This is a genomic window from Bacillus altitudinis (genome assembly GCF_001191605.1).
GTDB classification, from domain to species: Bacteria; Bacillota; Bacilli; order Bacillales; family Bacillaceae; genus Bacillus; species Bacillus altitudinis.
In genome coordinates, this window is record NZ_CP009108.1 from 820,376 (window position 1) to 839,318 (window position 18,943).

17 protein-coding genes are annotated in these 18,943 nt (G+C 40.9%); 7 read left to right on the forward strand and 10 right to left on the reverse strand.

Features of this window, described 5'->3' with window-relative positions; genetic code table 11:
* The first annotated feature begins 294 nt into the window (after positions 1–294).
* Complete coding sequence (locus tag ID12_RS04145; protein ID WP_007498034.1) at positions 295–654, forward strand: MerR family transcriptional regulator; 360 nt, start codon at positions 295–297, stop codon at positions 652–654.
* A 144-nt stretch (positions 655–798) separates the two neighbouring features.
* The gene (locus ID12_RS04150; RefSeq protein WP_050826764.1) at positions 799–1,782 is read left to right on the forward strand and encodes a Gfo/Idh/MocA family protein; all 984 of its coding nucleotides are present in this window, start codon (positions 799–801) and stop codon (positions 1,780–1,782) included.
* Between the two features lie 36 nt (positions 1,783–1,818).
* Here the strand turns inward: ID12_RS04150 and ID12_RS04155 are convergent, their stop codons facing one another.
* Positions 1,819–3,333 carry a methyl-accepting chemotaxis protein gene (locus ID12_RS04155; protein ID WP_050826765.1) on the reverse strand — a complete coding sequence of 505 codons (1,515 nt, stop codon included), beginning with the start codon at positions 3,331–3,333 and terminating at the stop codon, positions 1,819–1,821.
* A gap of 319 nt (positions 3,334–3,652) precedes the next feature.
* Here ID12_RS04155 and ID12_RS04160 point away from each other — a divergent pair, with 319 nt between their 5' ends.
* The gene (locus ID12_RS04160) at positions 3,653–4,990 is read left to right on the forward strand and encodes an amino acid permease (protein WP_050826766.1); all 1,338 of its coding nucleotides are present in this window, start codon (positions 3,653–3,655) and stop codon (positions 4,988–4,990) included.
* Between the two features lie 20 nt (positions 4,991–5,010).
* Here ID12_RS04160 and ID12_RS04165 read toward each other — a convergent pair whose 3' ends face one another.
* The 8 genes from ID12_RS04165 to ID12_RS04200 form a co-directional block, all read right to left on the reverse strand.
* A complete protein-coding gene (locus ID12_RS04165; protein ID WP_390308718.1) occupies positions 5,011–6,111 on the reverse strand; it encodes a DNA alkylation repair protein in 1,101 nt (366 codons plus the stop codon).
* Between the two features lie 109 nt (positions 6,112–6,220).
* Positions 6,221–7,549 (reverse strand): GntP family permease, encoded by a 1,329-nt coding sequence (locus ID12_RS04170; RefSeq protein WP_050826768.1) that lies wholly within the window; start codon positions 7,547–7,549, stop codon positions 6,221–6,223.
* A gap of 24 nt (positions 7,550–7,573) precedes the next feature.
* The gene (gene gntK, locus ID12_RS04175; RefSeq protein ID WP_017359904.1) at positions 7,574–9,118 is read right to left on the reverse strand and encodes a gluconokinase; all 1,545 of its coding nucleotides are present in this window, start codon (positions 9,116–9,118) and stop codon (positions 7,574–7,576) included.
* A 185-nt stretch (positions 9,119–9,303) separates the two neighbouring features.
* Complete coding sequence (locus ID12_RS04180; protein WP_038475582.1) at positions 9,304–10,137, reverse strand: MurR/RpiR family transcriptional regulator; 834 nt, start codon at positions 10,135–10,137, stop codon at positions 9,304–9,306.
* Positions 10,138–10,253: 116 nt separating this feature from the next.
* Positions 10,254–11,189 carry a nucleoside hydrolase gene (locus tag ID12_RS04185; protein ID WP_050826769.1) on the reverse strand — a complete coding sequence of 312 codons (936 nt, stop codon included), beginning with the start codon at positions 11,187–11,189 and terminating at the stop codon, positions 10,254–10,256.
* Between the two features lie 93 nt (positions 11,190–11,282).
* Complete coding sequence (locus ID12_RS04190) at positions 11,283–11,765, reverse strand: DUF1433 domain-containing protein (protein WP_050826770.1); 483 nt, start codon at positions 11,763–11,765, stop codon at positions 11,283–11,285.
* Between the two features lie 78 nt (positions 11,766–11,843).
* Complete coding sequence (locus ID12_RS04195; RefSeq protein ID WP_017368377.1) at positions 11,844–12,326, reverse strand: DUF1433 domain-containing protein; 483 nt, start codon at positions 12,324–12,326, stop codon at positions 11,844–11,846.
* 86 nt (positions 12,327–12,412) lie between these two features.
* Positions 12,413–12,913, reverse strand: coding sequence for a DUF1433 domain-containing protein (locus ID12_RS04200; RefSeq protein ID WP_041092634.1), 501 nt, complete (start codon positions 12,911–12,913; stop codon positions 12,413–12,415).
* A 112-nt stretch (positions 12,914–13,025) separates the two neighbouring features.
* On the opposite strand from ID12_RS04200, the gene ID12_RS04205 reads away from it, so the two are divergent.
* From ID12_RS04205 to ID12_RS04215, 3 genes are all read left to right on the forward strand, one after another.
* Complete coding sequence (locus tag ID12_RS04205) at positions 13,026–14,513, forward strand: lipase family protein (protein ID WP_234717165.1); 1,488 nt, start codon at positions 13,026–13,028, stop codon at positions 14,511–14,513.
* A 12-nt stretch (positions 14,514–14,525) separates the two neighbouring features.
* Positions 14,526–14,936 carry a hypothetical protein gene (locus ID12_RS04210; protein ID WP_017368379.1) on the forward strand — a complete coding sequence of 137 codons (411 nt, stop codon included), beginning with the start codon at positions 14,526–14,528 and terminating at the stop codon, positions 14,934–14,936.
* A gap of 82 nt (positions 14,937–15,018) precedes the next feature.
* Positions 15,019–16,695 carry a hypothetical protein gene (locus ID12_RS04215; protein WP_050826772.1) on the forward strand — a complete coding sequence of 559 codons (1,677 nt, stop codon included), beginning with the start codon at positions 15,019–15,021 and terminating at the stop codon, positions 16,693–16,695.
* Positions 16,696–16,710: 15 nt separating this feature from the next.
* Here ID12_RS04215 and ID12_RS04220 read toward each other — a convergent pair whose 3' ends face one another.
* Complete coding sequence (locus ID12_RS04220; protein ID WP_017359912.1) at positions 16,711–17,610, reverse strand: LysR family transcriptional regulator; 900 nt, start codon at positions 17,608–17,610, stop codon at positions 16,711–16,713.
* Positions 17,611–17,781: 171 nt separating this feature from the next.
* On the opposite strand from ID12_RS04220, the gene ID12_RS04225 reads away from it, so the two are divergent.
* Positions 17,782–18,777: a LacI family DNA-binding transcriptional regulator gene (locus ID12_RS04225; RefSeq protein ID WP_050826773.1), complete on the forward strand. Its 996-nt coding sequence runs from the start codon at positions 17,782–17,784 to the stop codon at positions 18,775–18,777.
* Positions 18,778–18,943 lie beyond the last annotated feature (166 nt).

Genomic DNA, 18,943 nt, shown 5'->3' on the forward strand with positions numbered 1-18,943 from the left:
TCAGCAAAACGTGCTGTCACTATTTTGAGTGATCATCTACATGATCACATGCTGTTCATCATACTATGTACCTATTTTAGCCTATCGTTTTTTTCTCACACTGTCTACTTGTTCATATCTGTAACAAAAAATCACTTCATCCTCATCTATTATAACCTATTCTATGAAATCCGCTGTGAATAGGACAGACCTGTCATTTTAACAGTATGAAAAGGAACAAATGTTCATCGGAGAATATTTTGAAACTAGCAAATCTAATTGTATGATGGATAGCAAAGAAAGGAGGTGCAGGGAATGATTACATTTACGAGAGGAAAATTGTCAAAAATGTCTGGTGTACATATTGAAACCATTCGTTTTTATGAAAATGAGGGTGTGCTCCCCGAGCCTAAGAGAGCACATAACGGCTATCGTTTATATGATAAAAAATATGTACTCATGCTATCCTTTATCACTGAAGCAAGAAAGCTAGATTTTTCACTCAAAGAAATTCGAGAAATTATCACGTCACTATTCGAGAAACAGTCGAAAACAGAAGCGGAACAGCTGCTCGAACAAAAAGTAGAAGATATTCAAAAATCCATTCAAGAGTTAAAAAAGAGGAAGGCGGCCATTCAACTGTTAACGAAACAAACATTAGCTAACATTAGTTAATTGTAGAGGCTGCCAAAGATGTGCCGGTATTTTTTACTGGCACCCCTCTGCGCCTAGCTGTTAAGTACACGTTGGATGAAAACATCAGGTATACTAGAGACAGCTTGACGTGACATCAATCGTATGGAAGGGGTTATGAATAGAATGAGAATAGCAACCATTGGAACAGGTGTGATTGTGGAAGGATTCCTCCAGGCAATTGAACAGCTTGAAGGTGCTTCTTGCCACGCTGTCTATTCAAGAAAGGACGCTACGGCAAAGAAACTCGCAGATCAATTTGGGGTGCAAACGACTTATACGGATTTAACCGCTATGTTAGAAGATCCCCATATAGAAGCGGTATATATCGCATCACCCAATCGTTTACATAGCGAGCATGCCACGGCTGCATTGAAACACGGAAAACATGTGATTTGCGAAAAGCCTTTTACCTCTAATGTGAAAGAGCTAGAAGCCTTAATCGCTCTCGCAAAGGAAAAGCAGCTCTTCCTATTTGAAGCCATTACGACCGTTCATATGCCCAACTATCATTTAATCAAAAAACACCTTCATCAATTAGGCAGAATCAAACTCGTTCAATGTAACTATAGTCAATATTCAAGTAAATATAATCAGCTGCTCGCCGGGGAAACGCCGAATGTCTTTAACCCAGAGTTTTCTGGCGGTGCCCTAATGGATATTAACATTTACAATGTTCATTTCATTATGAATCTATTTGGTTCACCGAAAGACGTTCGTTACCAGGCCAACCGCCATCCAAACGGCATCGACACATCTGGTGTTTTAACTTTTACTTACAATGATTTCATCGCCACAAGTGTTGGCAGCAAAGATACAAGCAGTATGAATTTCGCTTTGATTCAAGGGGAAAAAGGGTTCCTACATGTGAAAAATGGTGCGAATGGCTGTGAGGAAGTGTTGCTGCATATAGGAGACCAAGTCACTTCACTCAATGCACAAACCAATTCAAACCGCCTGTTTTATGAAGCAGAAGCATTTCAGCATATCATTGAAACCGGAAATGTCGAAAAGTGTTATGAATGGCTTGATGACAGTCTTTCTGTCATGAAGGTTCTTGAAGCCGCTAGGAAAGACGCCGGTATTGTTTTCCCAGCGGATCATGCTTAAATAAAAAAACCGCCTTCTGAAGGCGGTTTTTTGACATTAGATACTCTTTGAATATGCCACCAGACGCTGAGACATATGATTCACTTCATCAACTGAAGCGTTCACTTGCTCTGTTAAAGCAGCCTGTGTTTGCGTAAGAGCTGTCATATTGGAGATATTTTCAAGAATTTGATCGATTTGTGTTTTCATTTCAGTTAAACTAGATTCGATATTTTCTGTCGCATTGGCACTATGAAGCGCTAGCTTACGCACTTCATCGGCAACAACTGAGAAACCGCGTCCCTGCTCGCCTGCTCTTGCCGCTTCAATTGCGGCATTCAAACCAAGCAGATTCGTTTGGTTTGCCACTTCTTTGATCAAGTCTGAAATGTTCTTCGTCTCATCTGCACTGTTTTTCGCCAGATTAGCAGCAGACGTTGACTGCTCTTGAGCGACAGCAAGCTCCTGTGCTTGGTTTGTCACAGAGCTGATGCCAGATACCATTTCACTAATAGAACTTGAAAGCTGCTCTACTTGAGAAGCCATTTCATTCGCTGTTTTTTCTTTATTTTTTTCTAACGTAATATCACGAATCGTTCCTGCGACACGTAAAGGGACACCCTTCTCATCACGAATGGTCTCACCGCCCGCATGATACCAGCGGTACTCGCCATTTTTACTCTGCAATCTATAATCAATGTCAAATGGTGTGCGGCCAGAATGGTCATTTAAGTGATCCGCAAAGGCCTGGAGAGCCGATTCTTTATCTTCAGGATGCAAACGATCACTCCAGCTGCTCAACACGTTCGGGAAATCCTTTTCATCTGTAAAACCAAGCGTTTTTCTAAACTGCGGAGACCACCAGAATTCATTGTTTGGATTGACAGGATCGCCAGCCTCTACAACCATATCCCAAGGCGCTTCCACAAGCGCACGGTTGATCAAGTCATACCTTGTCACGAATGCTTGCAGCTCTTCTTCTTTCAATTTCTGATCATGAATATCAAAAAGAGCCCCTGCCACACGAAGAGGTACCCCATTTCGATCTCGAATCGTCGTTCCAGTTGCTTTGAACCAGCGATACTCGCCATTTTTCAACTTCAGACGATACTCGATATCATACGGTGTACGGCCAGAATGATCCAATAAATGCGTAGAGAATGCATTCAAAGTGTATTCCTGCTCATCTGGATGAATTCGAGATGCCCAGCTGTCTAAGACATTCGGAAAATCGTTTTCATTTTGAAAACCTAGCATTCTGCGGAAATCATCTGTCCATGTGAATTCGTTTTTTGGATTCACAGGATCTCCTGCTACAACCGTCATATCCCATAGACCCACTTGAATCGCTTTTGTCACTAAATTCATACGCATATGAATATCTTCTTGCGCTTCTTGCATCTTTTGTAACGCTTCATTTATTTGAGCCACAGCTTCTATTGTTTGACTAGAAGAGAATGCAGCAGTATCAATTCTGGCTGAAAAATCTCCCTTCTCAATTCGTTCAACTAATTGACTGCTTTCACTAAGAAGGGCCCCCGACGATGAATCACTTGCTTTTCTCATAAACATCTTCAATAACTCCTTTCATTCTTCCATACTTTTTTTGAAATATTTTACAGTTATAAATAATTCTTTATTAGGACTTTAGTAATACAAAAGATATATCGACAAAAACTGAAAATTGTTTATGTCAGAATGAAGGCAAAAGTTCATTTTTTCACGAAGTTTCAGATTTTGGGGATGGGTCATGGAAAGGATTTATGGAAGAAAACGGCTCATTTGATAGAATCAACCGCCTATTTTGTCTGAAAAATCTCTTTTTTTATATTGACACTGACCGCTCGAAAAAAGAAAATGGAACATAAGCATTTTAAAAAAGGAGAACGTCATGAGCGCGAATCAGGAACAACACGAATTAAAAAAGCTTTTATCGCCGCGTCATATTCGCATGATTGCGATGGGCGGGGTCATTGGTACAGGAATCTTTAAAGGAAGTGCCGATACAATCGGCTTAGCAGGTCCTGGAGTCATCTTTTCCTATGTATTTGCTGGATTGCTTCTTCTCATTGTCATGGCGGCTTTAGCTGAAATGGCCATCGTCTACCCGGGGAATAACCTTCGCGACCTCATACAGATTGCGCTTGGTCAACGTTTTTCATTTGTTGTCGGATGGGTTTACTGTTTTATGTGGCTCACTGTATGTGTCATTGAAATCATTGCAGCGGGGAGTTTACTTCAATATTGGATGCCAAACGTACCTTTATGGTCTTTATGTTTACTTTGCTCGCTCTTAGTCATCGGAATTAATTTAAATAATGTAAAATACTTTGGTGAAATTGAGTTTTGGTTCGCTGGAATGAAGATTTTCGTTATTATTGTGTTTATTATTCTCGGTGCTGCATTATTATTTGGAATCATTCCGAGCGAACAAAGCACACCTGTTTTCACCAATTACCAAAACTTTGTCCCGAACGGATGGGGTGCTGTCTTTGCCTCATTATTAGTGGTGATTTTCTCGTATGGAGGCTCTGAATTGATCGGGCTGACCATTACAGAAACAAAGGATGCAGAAAAGGTGTTACCTGGTGTTGTCAAAAGTATGATGTGGCGCATCATCTTGTTTTACACACTGCCGATTTTGATTATTTGTGGACTCATTCCTTGGAATCAAATTGATCCGAATAACAGTCCTTTTGTCCAAGTCTTTTCAGCAGCTGGCATGCAAGGTGCCTCTCACTTCATTAATTTCGTCTTAATTACAGCCGTTCTATCTGCCGCCAACTCTGGTATTTACGGCACGACGAGAATGATTCATTCTCTATCTAAATCAGACGGCGGTCCAAAAAAGCTGGCACAGGTCAACAAAAGAGGTGTACCTATTTTAAGTTTATGGGTGACCGTTCTGTTTCTTTTAATCGGAACATTCTTTGCTTACTTGTACCCAGATCAAATTTTCAGCTATATGCTGGCTATTCCTGGTTTTGCGGTTTCTCTTATTTGGATCAGCATCTGTCTGGCTCATTTGAAACTGCGTCCAAAATATCCGCAGGAGCCGTATTTCAAAGTTTGGTTATTTCCGTATTTCACTTTATTTGCTGGTCTTGTACTCAGTGTCAGTTTTGTTCTGTTCCTATTCAGACCAGAGAACTTACCTAGCTCGATTATCAGTATCGGTTTCTTAGCAGCCGCCATCATTGCTTCATTCTTAATGAAAAAGAAAGCTTAGAAACGCAAGCAAAGCCCGCCTCAATGGCGGGTTTTTTCATGAGCAGCTGCTGCGACTTCGAAATCAACAGACGCTTTTGGGATGCCGTTGATGATGATGGTTAATGTATGAATGCCCTCATAGTGCTTTCTCGTTGTCATATTTTGAAACGACTGTGACCGGACAAATTCTCTATGCAGCGCCGATCCTGTTTCAAATTCTGTGATTTTAAATACCTTTTGATTGCGTGTACCACGAGCTTTCACGTAATCAACGGCATACTCTACGCGCAGCTTTAATGGCTTATCAACCTGAAGAATAAAATGAAAGGTCAGCTTCTCTCCAATACGAACGGGGTCTTGCGTCACCTTCAAATCCGTTACTTGGATAGACGGATCATCTCCATAGCCAAATAAAGCCATGATATCTGGATCGCCTTTTTTCAATAACGTACGGGATGCATGTTTGACAATCCAGTTTGTATGTTCATTGGTTCCATACCAGCTTTTCACCATTTGCTTCATGAGGTCTGGCTGAATTGCAGAAATATCATTTAAATGATTCGCCACACTTTTTTGCACATACTTGGCCGAATCTGACTTCAAATTTTCTAAAATGGGCAGCGTGACAGAAGGGTCCTTTTTCAGCGCAGGGACGGATAATCCCCACGGCAAACGAGGCCTGCATCCTTCAATAGCGAGACGGCGAATATGTTCATTTTGATCCTGTGACCACACAAGCATCTGCGCCAGCATTTTCTCTTGATCTTGTATGAGAAAAGGTCGAACGGCAAATTCAGCAGTGGAAAACGGTGTAAAGAATTCAAGTGCTTTGATCGAGATATCCCAATGGTCAACACCATATGTCTCGACGTAGTCTGGAAATACAAGCGCACTGAGCCCTGTAAAATGCGGTGCTGTCTGACGCAGTACATCGATTGCCTTCTCATAATCCTCAGGCAGACAGGCGTGCATCGATTCAGTCACTCTTCTCATTCGTCCTTTTAACTCCAGCTGCTCCCAATCCTCTTGAAACACAAGCTGCTGAAAGTGATCAGCATCAAATACAGTTGACGCTTGCGCAAGTTTTTCTGCTAAATGTTGAATAAATGGTTCATTATATACATGTTTTAAAGGTTCGATCATGTCCGCCTCCCATAGCTCAATATCATTATTTTATCCTAAATTGTCAAAAGCGGCATAACAACAAGCCAAAAACAGCCCAATCCCGAAGAATTGAGCTGTTGTCCCGTTATATAAACATATTTATGATCATAATAAATGCAATGGCGCTAACGGAAATGATGGTCTCCATAGCCGTCCATGTCAAAAACGTCTCTTTGATGGTCATACCAAAATACTCTTTGATCAGCCAAAAACCAGAATCATTGACATGAGACAAAATCAGTGAACCCGCTCCTGTTGCTAAAACAAGCAGCTCTCTGCTCACATCCGGCATGGATGCAGCGATTGGGGCTACAATTCCGGCCGCTGTCATCATGGATACTGTAGCAGATCCTGTTGCCACACGAATAACCGCAGCAATCAACCAGCTAAGTAAAATCGGTGAGATTGGGGAGTGTTTGGCTAAATCAGCAATATAATCCCCAACACCTGAATCGATCAGTACATTATTGAACGCTCCGCCTGCTCCAATCACAAGCAGAATGGAAGCGATCGGTCCCAAACATTCATTACTAAATGACAGCACTCGGTCACGGCTCATCCCTTGTATAAAGCCAAGGCTAAAGAAAGAATACACTGTTGCAATCAATAAAGCTGTTATGGGATCTCCAATGTACTTGAACATCTGATACCACATACTATCCTCTGGCAAAATAATATCCGCCAACGTGGCAAGCAGCATAAGAATGACCGGCACCAAAATGGTAAACATCGTATTCGCAAAACCAGGAAGCTTCCGATCAGCATTTCGTTCCGTGAATTGCTTTCTGAGCATCTCTGGAACTGGTTTATGTATTCGTTTTCCAATCCACTTACCATACAACGGTCCAGCAATAATAGCTGTTGGCAAACCGACGATGATTGAAAAGAAAATCGTTTTCCCCACGTTGGCATGATAGATGCCTACTGCTGCCATTGCAGCTGGATGAGGCGGGACTAGCCCATGCACAACAGACAAGCCTGCGATTAATGAAATCCCAATCGTCACGAGCGAAATGCCCGTTTCAATCGCAATGGTAAAGAGTAAGGGAATGAGAAGAACAAATCCGACCTGGAAAAAGACAGGTATCCCCACGATAAAGGCTACAAACATCATCGCCCAATGCACATTCTTCGTCCCAAAACGACTGATGAGTGTTTGAGCGATCCGCTCAGCGCCCCCTGACTCAGCCATCATTTTCCCAAGCATGGTCCCAAGCGCTAGCACAATCGCCAGTAACGATAACGTGTTCCCTAATCCCGTTTTAATCGATTGAATGATTTCCTGTAAATTCATTCCTGTAGCAAAACCTACTAGCATAGAGGTAATAATCAAACTCACAAACGGATTCAACTTAGCGACTGTAATGAGAATGAGTAAAAGGACAATCGCCGCAATCACAATGAATAAAAGCATGTTCTCCCACCTTTTCCCCGATGTTTAACGATTTTGTTTTAATTGCAACGCACTAATGACATCAAATTCATCCTTCAGTTTGTCATAGAGACGCTCATATAAATAAAACAGCTCTATGTATGTTTCGTTGTTCTTCATATTTGGTTCATGGCGGGCAGAAATACGAATCCATTCCTGCACCTCTTCTATCTCTTCCATATGACCTAAACTATGAAGTGCAAGGACAGCCGCCCCAAGTGCGGAAGCCTCGTAGCTTTCTGGAACGAGCACTTCTCTGCCCATCGTATCGGCTAAAATCTGCCGCCATAACGGGGATCTCGCAAATCCACCAGAAGCCCTGACATCCTTCGCTGGACCTGTTAAATCTCTTAGTGCCACACCGATCGAGAAAACACTCATAATGACGCCTTCTAACACGGCTCTAATAAAGTGCTCGCGCTTATGCTGAAGACTGATCCCGAAGAACGTGCCTCTTGCGTTTGGATTCCAATAAGGTGCTCGCTCACCTGTTAAAAATGGTAGAAACAGCAGTCCTTCTGAGCCAGCTGGAACCTTCTCTGCAATATCAATCATCAGATCGTAAGGGTCTACACCTAGACGCTTTGCTACCTCCACCTCGGAAGACCCAAATTCATCCTTGAGCCATCTCAGCATAATTCCGCCGTTATTGGTCGGTCCTCCGACCACCCAATGCTTGTCTGTCAATGCATAGCAAAATGTTCTTGATTGCTCATCTGTAATTGGATGATCTACGACTGTACGTACTGCACCACTTGTCCCAATCGTGACTGCTACCTCACCTTTGCCAATTGCACCAACACCAAGATTCGCTAGGACACCGTCATTTGCACCCACAACAAATGGTGTATCTTCTTCAATGCCCATTCGCAGCGCAATTTCTGGCTGAAGCCCACGCAGCTGATGCGTCGTTGGAACAAGTTCAGACAGCTGATTCACCTGAATTCCTGCAATACGTAGTGCCTTCTCGTCCCATTGAAGCGTTTCCAATCGGAACAGTCCTGTTGCTGATGCGATTGAATAATCGACCACATACTGACCGAAGAAATGATAAAGAACATACTCTTTGATGGAAATGAATTTTGCTGCCTGATTGAAGACGTCAGGTGTCACTTCCTTGATCCATCGTATTTTTGAAAGCGGTGACATTGGATGGATCGGTGTTCCGGTTCTTTTATAAATTTGAAAGCCATCTAAGTCCGTTATGATTCGTTTCGCTTGTTCTGCACTTCTGTTATCAGCCCAAATGATACTGTTTGTTAATGCTTTTCCATTCTCATCCATGACGATTAAGGAATGCATCGCCGTACTAATTCCCACACCTATGAGATTTTTTGCATCAAATGCTGCTTTCGTCAAGGCGCCTCTTACACTCGCAATCACAGCATCTAAAATATGTTCAGGGTTCTGCTCAACCCATGCTGGCTGGGGGTGAATGAGGTCATAAGGAACAGAATGTTTTGATATGACTTTCCCCTGTGGTCCAAATAGAACCGCCTTTGTACTTGTTGTTCCAATATCCAAACCAATTACCGCCTGGTTTCCCTTCATCTGTATCACGCCCAATCATTGATTTGAAATAAAGTGTCGTGGTGCTGGTGTACCTGATAAATCCCATTATAGGAATATTTTTTTCGACATTCAACGATCAAAAAGAAAATAATTTTCATTTAAAACCTTAGAATCGTTACCACAACAGCATTTTTCACTAATAGAAAAATTTATTTTTGAAACCATTACACTCTTTTTTGAGAAATGGTTTCTCTCATTTGCTTTAAGTTTGTTAATGTTTCCTGCTGCCTTAAATGTGCAAGCGCAAAATATAGCACATCAATCACAGTAAGCTGGGCAAGCCTAGCAGACATCGCTTCCGTTCGGAAAGCCGTTTCTTGCGTTGATGTATACAGCGTGACATCTGCAAGCTGACTCAATGGAGAACGCTGATAGCTTGTAATGCCTATGGTTTTCGCTCCTTTTTCCTTGGCTGTTTTCATCGCATCCAGCAAATCCTTATTTCGACCAGAATGAGATATACCAAGCACTGTGCTCTTTTGATCAAGCAGACCTGCCGACATCGCTTGAAAGTGAGAATCTGTATGAACAATACAGTTGATGCCTGTTCTCATAAATTTGTGAAAAGCATCTGTGGCGATGAGGCCAGACCCACCGCTGCCATAAAACTCTAAGCGCTCTGCTTCATGGATTAATTGTACGGCTTTTTCTACATCTTCTGGATTCAACAATTGAAAACTATCCTTTAATGCAGTGATGTTTGCCTGAAATACCTTTTGCATAAAAATGGCAGTATCATCGTCAAGACTCATCTCTTCATCTACATAATCAGGCTTCGTTTGGTCTATTTCCTGGGCAATAGCAATCTTCAAATCTTGATACCCCTCAAATCCAAGCCTTTTACAAAGACGAAAAATCGTTGCCTCTGAGCTCGCTGTCTTTTTGGCAAGCTCGACAATCGACAAATGGATGATGTCGCGGGGCTCACTCGTAATGTGCTCAGCAATTGCTTTCAGTTTTGGCGGCAATCCTCTGCTTGCTGCCCTTATCTTATCCATACTACTTAAACTGACAGAAGCCAATTGACTTCACTCCTTCCTCATTCATGTGAGCGCATACATTTCCTCATGTTCCCATCTTATAAAAAAGAAGCCTGTTTGCACAGACTTCTTTTTTAAGAATTCAAGACTTTGATCATTAAATCAAAAAACCCTTCAGCATCTACATCCATACACACTTGAAGATTGCGATCTTTTCCCCATTGGTGCTGAAAATCACATATCATTTGACCATCGCAGAACTCACTCTTCGTCTCCACTTCTACATGAAAAGCCTGTGTATTCACAAGTTGTTTATCAATTGCAAGACTTACAGCAAGCGGATCATGCATGGCACATGCCCACACCCCATTTCGCTCAAAATAGCGCTGGCGGTAAATGCTTGTGCTCTCTCTGATATAACTGGCTAACGTTTCATTTTGAATGGCATCAATTCTCTCATCCGTTAACAAGACCTGTCTTGTGACATCCAGCCCTACTTGAGTCAGTGAAGGGAAACCAGCCTCCAGCACCAATTTCGCCGCTTCTGGATCTGCATATGTATTAAATTCCGCAACCGGTGTGACATTTCCCTGTCCCTGCACGACACCCCCCATAAAAATGACTTCTTTCACATGATGAATCAGCTCAGGGCATTTTTTTACCGCAAGGGCTAAATTCGTTAACGGCCCTGTCAACACGAGCGTAACCTGCTTCGAATACTTCAGCACTTGGTCAATGATAAAATCAGGGGCAAAACCTTCATCTGCGGTCTTCTTAGGCCGGGCGTCCTTTAAAGCGCCACCAATTCCATCCTCCCCATGCACCCGATGTTCATAATGAGGGGCTCTTAAAAGAGGCGTTACTGCACCTTTGATGACAGGGATTTCCTCTGCCTCAACCAGCTCAAGCACTTTACACGTATTCAACGTCGCCGCTTCAACAGACACATTCCCGCACACCGTTGTGATCCCCAACATATCAAACCGCTTACTTTTCACTGCAAGCAAAATACCAATCGCATCATCAATTCCAGTGTCTACATCCAAGATCAATTTCTTTTTATTTGCCATGTTTGAAAGCTCTCCCTTGTTTGTAAGTGTTGTTAGGGGAATGATAGCATATTTTGAAATTGATTTAGGGAATCAATCGGCTTTGTCGACTTGTTATTTCACTTTTTCTCCAATGTCTTTCAAATATTGTTCGCGTTCTTTTTTAGATAAACTATTTAAATAGTCTTCTTTCACTTGAGGATCAAAATCATCCCAGTTCTCAAAACGATCTCCTAGTTCTCCTGAATAACTCATTGAACCAATTTCTTTTGTTCTATACTTTAATGAAGCGGAGAACTCGTACTTTTCTGGCTCATCATTTATATATCCTCTAATTACGATGTAGCCCATAGGATTAATAGTTACCCTCTTCTTAAACGTTATGGTCTTAATAAAGTGATGGATGTCTTCTTTGCGTAAACATTCTTCTATTTTAGGCTTCATTTTTTCTGCTAGCTCTTCTGCTTTTTCTTGATCACTCTTTTCTTTTACCACATCATTTGATTTACTTTGCTTATTGTGCTGAGTGATTAACGAAGTCACTGAGACAATGATGATAACGACCAAAACAGATACAAGTTTTAAAGTATTTTTCATACAACGCAACACTCCTTACAATCAAAACTTCTCAATTAATGATAATAAAAAAATAAAACAGGTGGGTAGACACCTGCTTCACTCTTTTTCTCCAATGTCCTTTAGATATTGCTCTCGTTCTTTTTCAGAGAGTCGTTTAAGATAGTTTTCCTTTAATTCTGGTTCATCTTTAAATTTGTCCCAATCTTTAAAACGATATGACAACTCAGGATCATAACTCATTGAACCTATTTTTTTAGCTCTATATTGTAAAGAAGCTGAAAATCCGAACTTCTCCGGTTCATTATTTATATAGCCATCGATTATAATATCCCCCATAGGATTGATGGTCACTTCTTTTTCAAACGTTATGGTTTTGATAAAGTGATGAATGTCTCTTTTATGTAAATGCTCTTCAACCTTAGGTTTCATCTTCTTTGCAAAATCTTCTGCTTTTTCCTGATCACTTTTCTCTTCCACTACTTCATCTGACAGACTCTTATTAATGTACTCTACAATAAAAACAGTTACTGAAATGATGACGGCCACAATTATAATAGAAAACTTCATTGTATTTCTCATAAAAAGCAAAACTCCTTAATGGATTTTTAATCCATCGACTAATGAAATTGACAAAATAAAAAACAGGTAGGTGATTACCTGCTTTATTATTTTTCTCCAATATCTTTAAGATACTGTTCACGTTCTTTTTCGGAGAGTCTTTTAAGATAGTTTTCCTTTAGTTCAGGTTCATCTTTGAATTTATCCCAGTCTTTAAATCGATAAGATAATTCAGGAGAAAAAGTCATGGTACCTACTTCCTTAGATCGGTATTCTAATGATGCAGAGAAGTCATACTTTTCTGGGTTACCATTAATATACCCTCTAATTATTATATAACCCATTGGATTAACATTTACTCCCTTATCGAACGTAATGGTTTTAATAAAGTTGTGAATATCTATTTTATGTAAACGTTCTTCTACTTTCGGTTTCATTTCTTCTGCGAATTCTTTTGCTTGTTCTAAATCGTTCTTCTCTTTCACGATTGTTTCACCTTCTGATTCATTCAATTTTTTTTCTTTATCTTTTTGAAAAACAAGTGATAATACTAGAATAAAAACGATAGTAATCAAAACAATCAGTACAACCTTAAATGTCTTTTTCACAAAAAATATCCCACCTTTTAAATATTCAACCGATAGGTTTTTATACCTTTTTTTATAGATATTTACCATACAATATCTTATAATATACATGATAATTATTACAGGAGTGTAAATGTTGGCCAAAAAATATGCAATTAATCAACTTAGCGATAAAGAATATAATGAAATATCATCAGCCTCTTATGATATCTTCAACTATGAAAATTCTAAAGATATACACTTGAAAAATGGTAAAATAATGTATGTTGTTGACCACCAAGAAACAAAAAAAGGGCTTAACTCACTAACCCTTGTATCAGAAGAAGATTTCGAGCGCTCCGATGGCGGAAAAGACCTCACCAAAATCAAAAATGCCGTCATCGCCTACCGCGGGTCAGAACCAATTGGCGCAGGCCAATATAAAGATACCATTAAAAAACATGGAAAAAAAGAGTCAGATGATCTTCTTTCTACCATTTTGACAAAGCTTCCTCCTTTTAGCCAGTCAGAGACGTCAAAGGAAGTCACGACGAAGATGACGACAGGGACAACGACCTATACAAATGAGATTGTACAAGATTGGTTGATTTCAGATACGAAGTATTTGATTAAAAATATCCCTTTTGAACACGGTGCAGAGAATCAAATGGTGCAAGCGGACCGGTATGCGAAAGAGATCCATAAGAAAATGCCGAATGCGAAGATGTATGTGACAGGGCATTCACTTGGCGGATCAAATGCTTCTTATGTTCTTGTCAAAAATGATTTTATTCAAGGCGGGGTCACCTTTGAGAATCCGAATATTTACCCAAATCTATCGGATGGTCTGCAAGCCAAAGCATTAAAAGGTGATTACCGTAGTAGATTAACAGAATATATCAATCTCAATGACGGGCTATCTCTCTTAAATCGTCATACGACAGAAATCGGTCGTGTGAAAGTGATGTATGATGCCGCTTTACCTGAAGGCGTCGATTACACTGAGGACTCCTCAAAGGCCGTCCAGTTTATGAAAAATCTCCTCAATCGGGCAATGAGTGTGAACCCTTCACTTGATGCGAATTTATTTCTTGAAGCCCTCGCCGGCAGCCATGGCTTAGACCGGTATTCCTTTTCGTCAGATGGCTCCGTTCAAACCGTTGATGATATGTTGAGAAAAAACCCTTCTCTCACTACCGCCATGTTACATCAATTGAGCCAATCAAATGTTCATCCGCAAAGTGTGGTAGCGATTTTAATCAAGTCGCATGTTCTCATGAACACAGGTCGTACATTCTCTACATATGCCGAGCACCATATGCAGCAAATCATTCGCAAAATTGAGAAACTCGATGACAAAGTGGATCAATCGGTAGAACGAGTACGTTCAAGATACAAACAAATTGTCGGTTTTGGCTCGTATGATCAGCTGACGGCTTCAGATGTGGATGCTGTCATTCGCCACTTAAAAACAGAGGGTCTTGACAATGAGTTCTATTCAGTTAAAAAGTATGATGCAGCGATTGATCATGCGATGAATATGAAAAGGTGGTTGGACTCGGTATCAGATGATATGAGCCAGCTAGGAAAACAATACCACGATGCAGATACGGCCCTAGCCAAGAACATGGGTATTTCTTAAGGAGAACGATAAATGGAATTTTCAAAGAAACAACCAACAGATGCAGATCGTTTTTTGCAAAGAATGACAGATACGCATACATCAAGCTCCATTTTCTCAAAAGCAAACTTTGACACGGAAGACATGACACCAGCAGAGCTGGCTGCTTTGAAAGCAAAGATCAAAGAAGAACAGAAAACAGCGCTGATCAGAGCCATCCGGCATCAGCTTCAAAATGAATTTGCAGAGGATCGTCAAGAAGCCAAAAAAATAGTAGATCTGATTGATGACCTTCTGATTAACGTGTACAAACATCAAAGGAACATCCAAACCCATATGTCAGGTGAAGCCATTGACGCCTTAATCGAAAAAATCGAAAAAAGACTCACATTTTTTGAGCTGAAAGAAGATGTTCAATCCGCCATCGACTCGATCGGCATTTAAATGAACCTTCTATCCGGTGAATCTTTTCCCTGTCTCACTCGTATATACTAAAAGAGTGATTGATTTGAAAGGAGATCTGTTTGTGGGATATATGTTGTTATTTTCGGTTGTGATCGGTCTTGTCTTGACCCTTTTGCTCACACCACTCAGGTTGATCGTTAGAAAGAAAGGGACCGAACAACAGGTGCCGCTTATGTGGATTGCAGGACTGGCACTGCTGTTCATCATCGGGATTTTCGGCTTCTACTACATCACCAATTTAGACCGCAACCCATCATCACTGTGGCTCATTGGACTTGTTGTGACAGCAGCAGGTGCCTTTTTATCAGTGGGGTTGGAGCGGAAGATCAAGGGCGTTTTATTTCTCATATTATTGTTGCTCGGTGTTTATATGGCAACCGCTTTTCTATTCAATGCAAATGAGAAATTCGACGTGTCTAAGATGGATCAAAAAGTCGAAATCAAAGCGTTTGATGAGACAGAAACACCTGCGAGTGTACCACCGCAATTTGCTCGCAATAAGATGAAGAAATCGTTCGGTCAGGTGCCAAACACGAGTTACTACGAGCTGGGCAGTTTGCAAATTCAGAAGGTCAATGGTGAGTATGTGTATATCGCACCCGTCGAGTTCTCCGATTTCTTTAAATGGATTCGTTCTGGTAGCACACCAGGTTACTTTACATTAAGTGCGACCGACTCATCTGCCAATCCAAAGTTTGTGAAAACCGAGATGGTCTATACGCCTTCTTCCTATTTCAATAAAGAAATTGAGCGGCATATCCGTCTTCAGTATCCAGACTTGATTTTCTATGGAGACACGCAGCTAGAGATCAATGATGATGGCAAGCCTTATTACATCCAAACATTTGGAGATTTCATCTCTGCACGAAACGGGTTTAAAGCTTCAGGTGTGGTTGTTGTGGATGCCAAAACGGGTGAAACGAAGAAATACGCCTTAGACAAAGTACCAGCCTTTATTGATGGCGCTGTGTCACCAGAGGCCGTCAGTCTGCAGAATAGTTACTTCGGCAACTATGTACATGGTTTCTGGAACAGCCTCTTTGGAAAATCGGATGTGAAGCTGCCTTCTGATGAGGGGACTGAGGCCAATGTAAGTCCAGTGTTTGATTCAAAAGGGGATATGTATTACTTCACAGATTTCACCAGTCCAAAAGAGGGCGTTGATTCCATGCTCGGGTATGCACTAACAAATGCCCGAACAGGAAAAGCCACGTATTATACGGGTAATCTTGAAGAATCCTACATGGATTCACAGGGAGCTTTGCAAATTATTGAGAAACGATTTATCGAGAAGAAATGGAAGGGCCGCATGCCGATTCTTTATAATTTCTATGGGGAAGCTAGCTGGCTTACACCTGTTCTCGATTCAAACGGGTTCCTGCAAAACTACTTTATTGTTTCGGCAGCCAATCCTGAAATCGCCGCATATGCTTCTACACCAAACGAAGCACTAAGAGCCTATAAAACAGCTCTTCAAAAAGGCGGCGGTACCGTCAATAGTTCATCGAAGCAAGAAAAGAAAGAGTCAACAGGTAAAGTGAAGAGGGTGTATAAGGAAAAGACCGGTGATTATACAACCGTCACCTTCTTACTAGACGATGGGAAAAACTACACGATGTCTTCTGAAAAAGAGCCTCTTATTATTTATTTAAAAGAAGGGGATCAAGTCATCATGAAGTACACAGATACAGGTGAGATTTTCCTACCAGTCGATGAAATCAACATCAAAGGATTATAAAAAAAGACGTTTCTCCTACTGCGGAGAAGCGTCTTTTCTCTCTTTTCTCAACAACTCAACAAGCAATTCCTTATTCTTATTCCCACCTGTCATCGGGGATTCAACATAGGAAAATGTCCGTTTAAAGTCCATTCCCCTCACAGAAATGACAGCCAATTCCCCGCCAATGCTGCCCCGCTGGAGCACATATTTAGATAAAACAGACAGCCCCATTCCATGAATGACAGCTTCTTTAATCGCTTGATTGCTGCTAAATGTCACAAAGGTTCGCGCTTTCAGTCCATTTGATTTCAGGACGTGCTGTAAGTATTCTCCTGTCCCAGATCCTTCTTCTCTTGTGATCCATGTTTCATTTTGCAATTGATCAATGGTGACATCCTTTTTCTTTGCAAACGGATGGTCTAATGGTGCAACGATATACAATTCATCCTCTAGAAACGTTTCCACAGAGAGTTCTTTGTCATTGGTTTGTCCTTCGATCAGTCCGATGTCGACATGGAATAAGCGAACATGTCTGGCAATCGCCTCTGTATTATCAATAACTACCTCAATATCAACATGCGGATAAAGCTGATGAAATTGTGCCAAGATTTGCGGCAGCACATACTCCCCAATGGTAAAACTCGCTCCAATCGTGAGCTTCCCTCGTGCCAGATGATGATGCTCATAAATATCCTGCTTCGCCTGTTCATATAAACGAATGATTTGTTTTGATCGATGGTACAGCATATCCCCAGTTGGCGTCACCGTTAATTGCTTTGGCGAACGATTAAGCAGAACCGTCTGAAATTCCTGCTCCAAGTTCTTAATGTGAAGACTGACACTCGGTTGAGAAATCCGCAGCTTCTGAGCTGCTTTTGTAAAGTTTTTCTCTTCTACCACTGTCACAAATGTCTTCAGTGCATCATAATACATCTGTCCCTCTCCTATCAGAAATCTTAATCCTACATCTTCAATACATATATCTTACTAATTCCTTTCCAACTCGTAAAGAACAGCCTAAACCAATCAATTTAATAAAAATATTTACTAATTTTTTTAAAGACTCTATACTGAAAGGAGATATTTTCTATAGGAGGTGCTGACTTGGCAGCTAAAATAAAGGACATTGCGGAAAAAGCCGGATTATCCATCGCCACCGTGTCTCGCGTACTGAACCAAGATCCCAACCTATCGGTTACGGATCAAACACGTGAGAGAGTATACGCGGCAGCAGAAGCTTTGTCCTATCAAAAAAAGACATTCAAACATTCACTAAAAAAAATTGCCTTTCTCTATTGGATGACAGAAAAAGAGGAGCTTGAAGATATTTATTTTAAATCCATTCGTCTAGGCATTGAGGAACTCACCAATACCAGAAGCTTAAATGTTACCGCTTACAAACCGTCTGATGGTCTTCAATCGATTGATCCTTCTACAGAAGGCATCATCGCCATCGGTCGATTTAAAAAAACTGAGCTGGATCAATTATATGCGATCACAAAACATATCGCCTTTATTGATACATCACCAGATGAAGACCGCTTTGATTCTGTAAAACCAAACCTGAAACGAATTGTAGAAAAGATTATTGATTCTTTTATCGAAAAACAGCACACATCCATCGGATTTATTGGCGGGACAGATCTTGATCTCAATACAAATAGGCGGATTCCAGATATTCGTGAAACGACCTTCCGCCAGTACATGACAGCACACAACAAACTGGATGAACAATTGGTCTATATCGGTCACCACTTCTCTGTAGATGAAGGCTATTCATTGATGATGAAGGCGATCGACGAGCTCGGTGATCACCTGCCAACCGCTTTTTGTGTCGCAAGTGATCCTCTTGCGATAGGCTGTTTACAAGCATTAAATGAACGCGGTTTTTCTTTACCAAATCGAGTGAGTGTCTTTAGTATCAACGATATTCACGTCTCTCAATATGTGTCACCACCGCTCACAACTTATCACATCCATACCTCTTTACTTTGCGAGACAGCTGTCGATTTACTTTTAGAAAGACTTGTTGATGGCAGAACATTACCAAAAACCGTGCTGATTGCCTCAGATCCTGTCTTTCGGAAAAGCACGATATAAACAGCTGGAAGCCCTGCCATATATGGCGGGCTTCTTTTCTCTTTATTTCAGTAAAAAATTTTACTTAATAAATTTAATAAAATGTGTTTACTTTTTTTACTCAAGTTGATATTCTCACATTAAGAAAGCGTTTTCTTATCATCTGTGAAAAAAGAACGAGAGGGGA

What these genes read in the sequence shown, in the direction of transcription:
- gntK (WP_017359904.1), bottom strand. Translation starts at nt 9,118, where the DNA reads ATGAAGGGAAACCAGGCGGTAATTGGTTTGGATATTGGAACAACAAGT.
- ID12_RS04160 (WP_050826766.1), top strand. Translation starts at nt 3,653, where the DNA reads ATGAGCGCGAATCAGGAACAACACGAATTAAAAAAGCTTTTATCGCCG.
- ID12_RS04210 (WP_017368379.1), top strand. Translation starts at nt 14,526, where the DNA reads ATGGAATTTTCAAAGAAACAACCAACAGATGCAGATCGTTTTTTGCAA.
- ID12_RS04195 (WP_017368377.1), bottom strand. Translation starts at nt 12,326, where the DNA reads ATGAGAAATACAATGAAGTTTTCTATTATAATTGTGGCCGTCATCATT.
- ID12_RS04170 (WP_050826768.1), bottom strand. Translation starts at nt 7,549, where the DNA reads ATGCTTTTATTCATTGTGATTGCGGCGATTGTCCTTTTACTCATTCTC.
- ID12_RS04150 (WP_050826764.1), top strand. Translation starts at nt 799, where the DNA reads ATGAGAATAGCAACCATTGGAACAGGTGTGATTGTGGAAGGATTCCTC.
- ID12_RS04145 (WP_007498034.1), top strand. Translation starts at nt 295, where the DNA reads ATGATTACATTTACGAGAGGAAAATTGTCAAAAATGTCTGGTGTACAT.
- ID12_RS04190 (WP_050826770.1), bottom strand. Translation starts at nt 11,765, where the DNA reads ATGAAAAATACTTTAAAACTTGTATCTGTTTTGGTCGTTATCATCATT.
- ID12_RS04220 (WP_017359912.1), bottom strand. Translation starts at nt 17,610, where the DNA reads ATGTATTATGATGCACTGAAGACATTTGTGACAGTGGTAGAAGAGAAA.
- ID12_RS04185 (WP_050826769.1), bottom strand. Translation starts at nt 11,189, where the DNA reads ATGGCAAATAAAAAGAAATTGATCTTGGATGTAGACACTGGAATTGAT.
- ID12_RS04205 (WP_234717165.1), top strand. Translation starts at nt 13,026, where the DNA reads ATGTTGGCCAAAAAATATGCAATTAATCAACTTAGCGATAAAGAATAT.
- ID12_RS04180 (WP_038475582.1), bottom strand. Translation starts at nt 10,137, where the DNA reads ATGGATAAGATAAGGGCAGCAAGCAGAGGATTGCCGCCAAAACTGAAA.
- ID12_RS04155 (WP_050826765.1), bottom strand. Translation starts at nt 3,333, where the DNA reads ATGTTTATGAGAAAAGCAAGTGATTCATCGTCGGGGGCCCTTCTTAGT.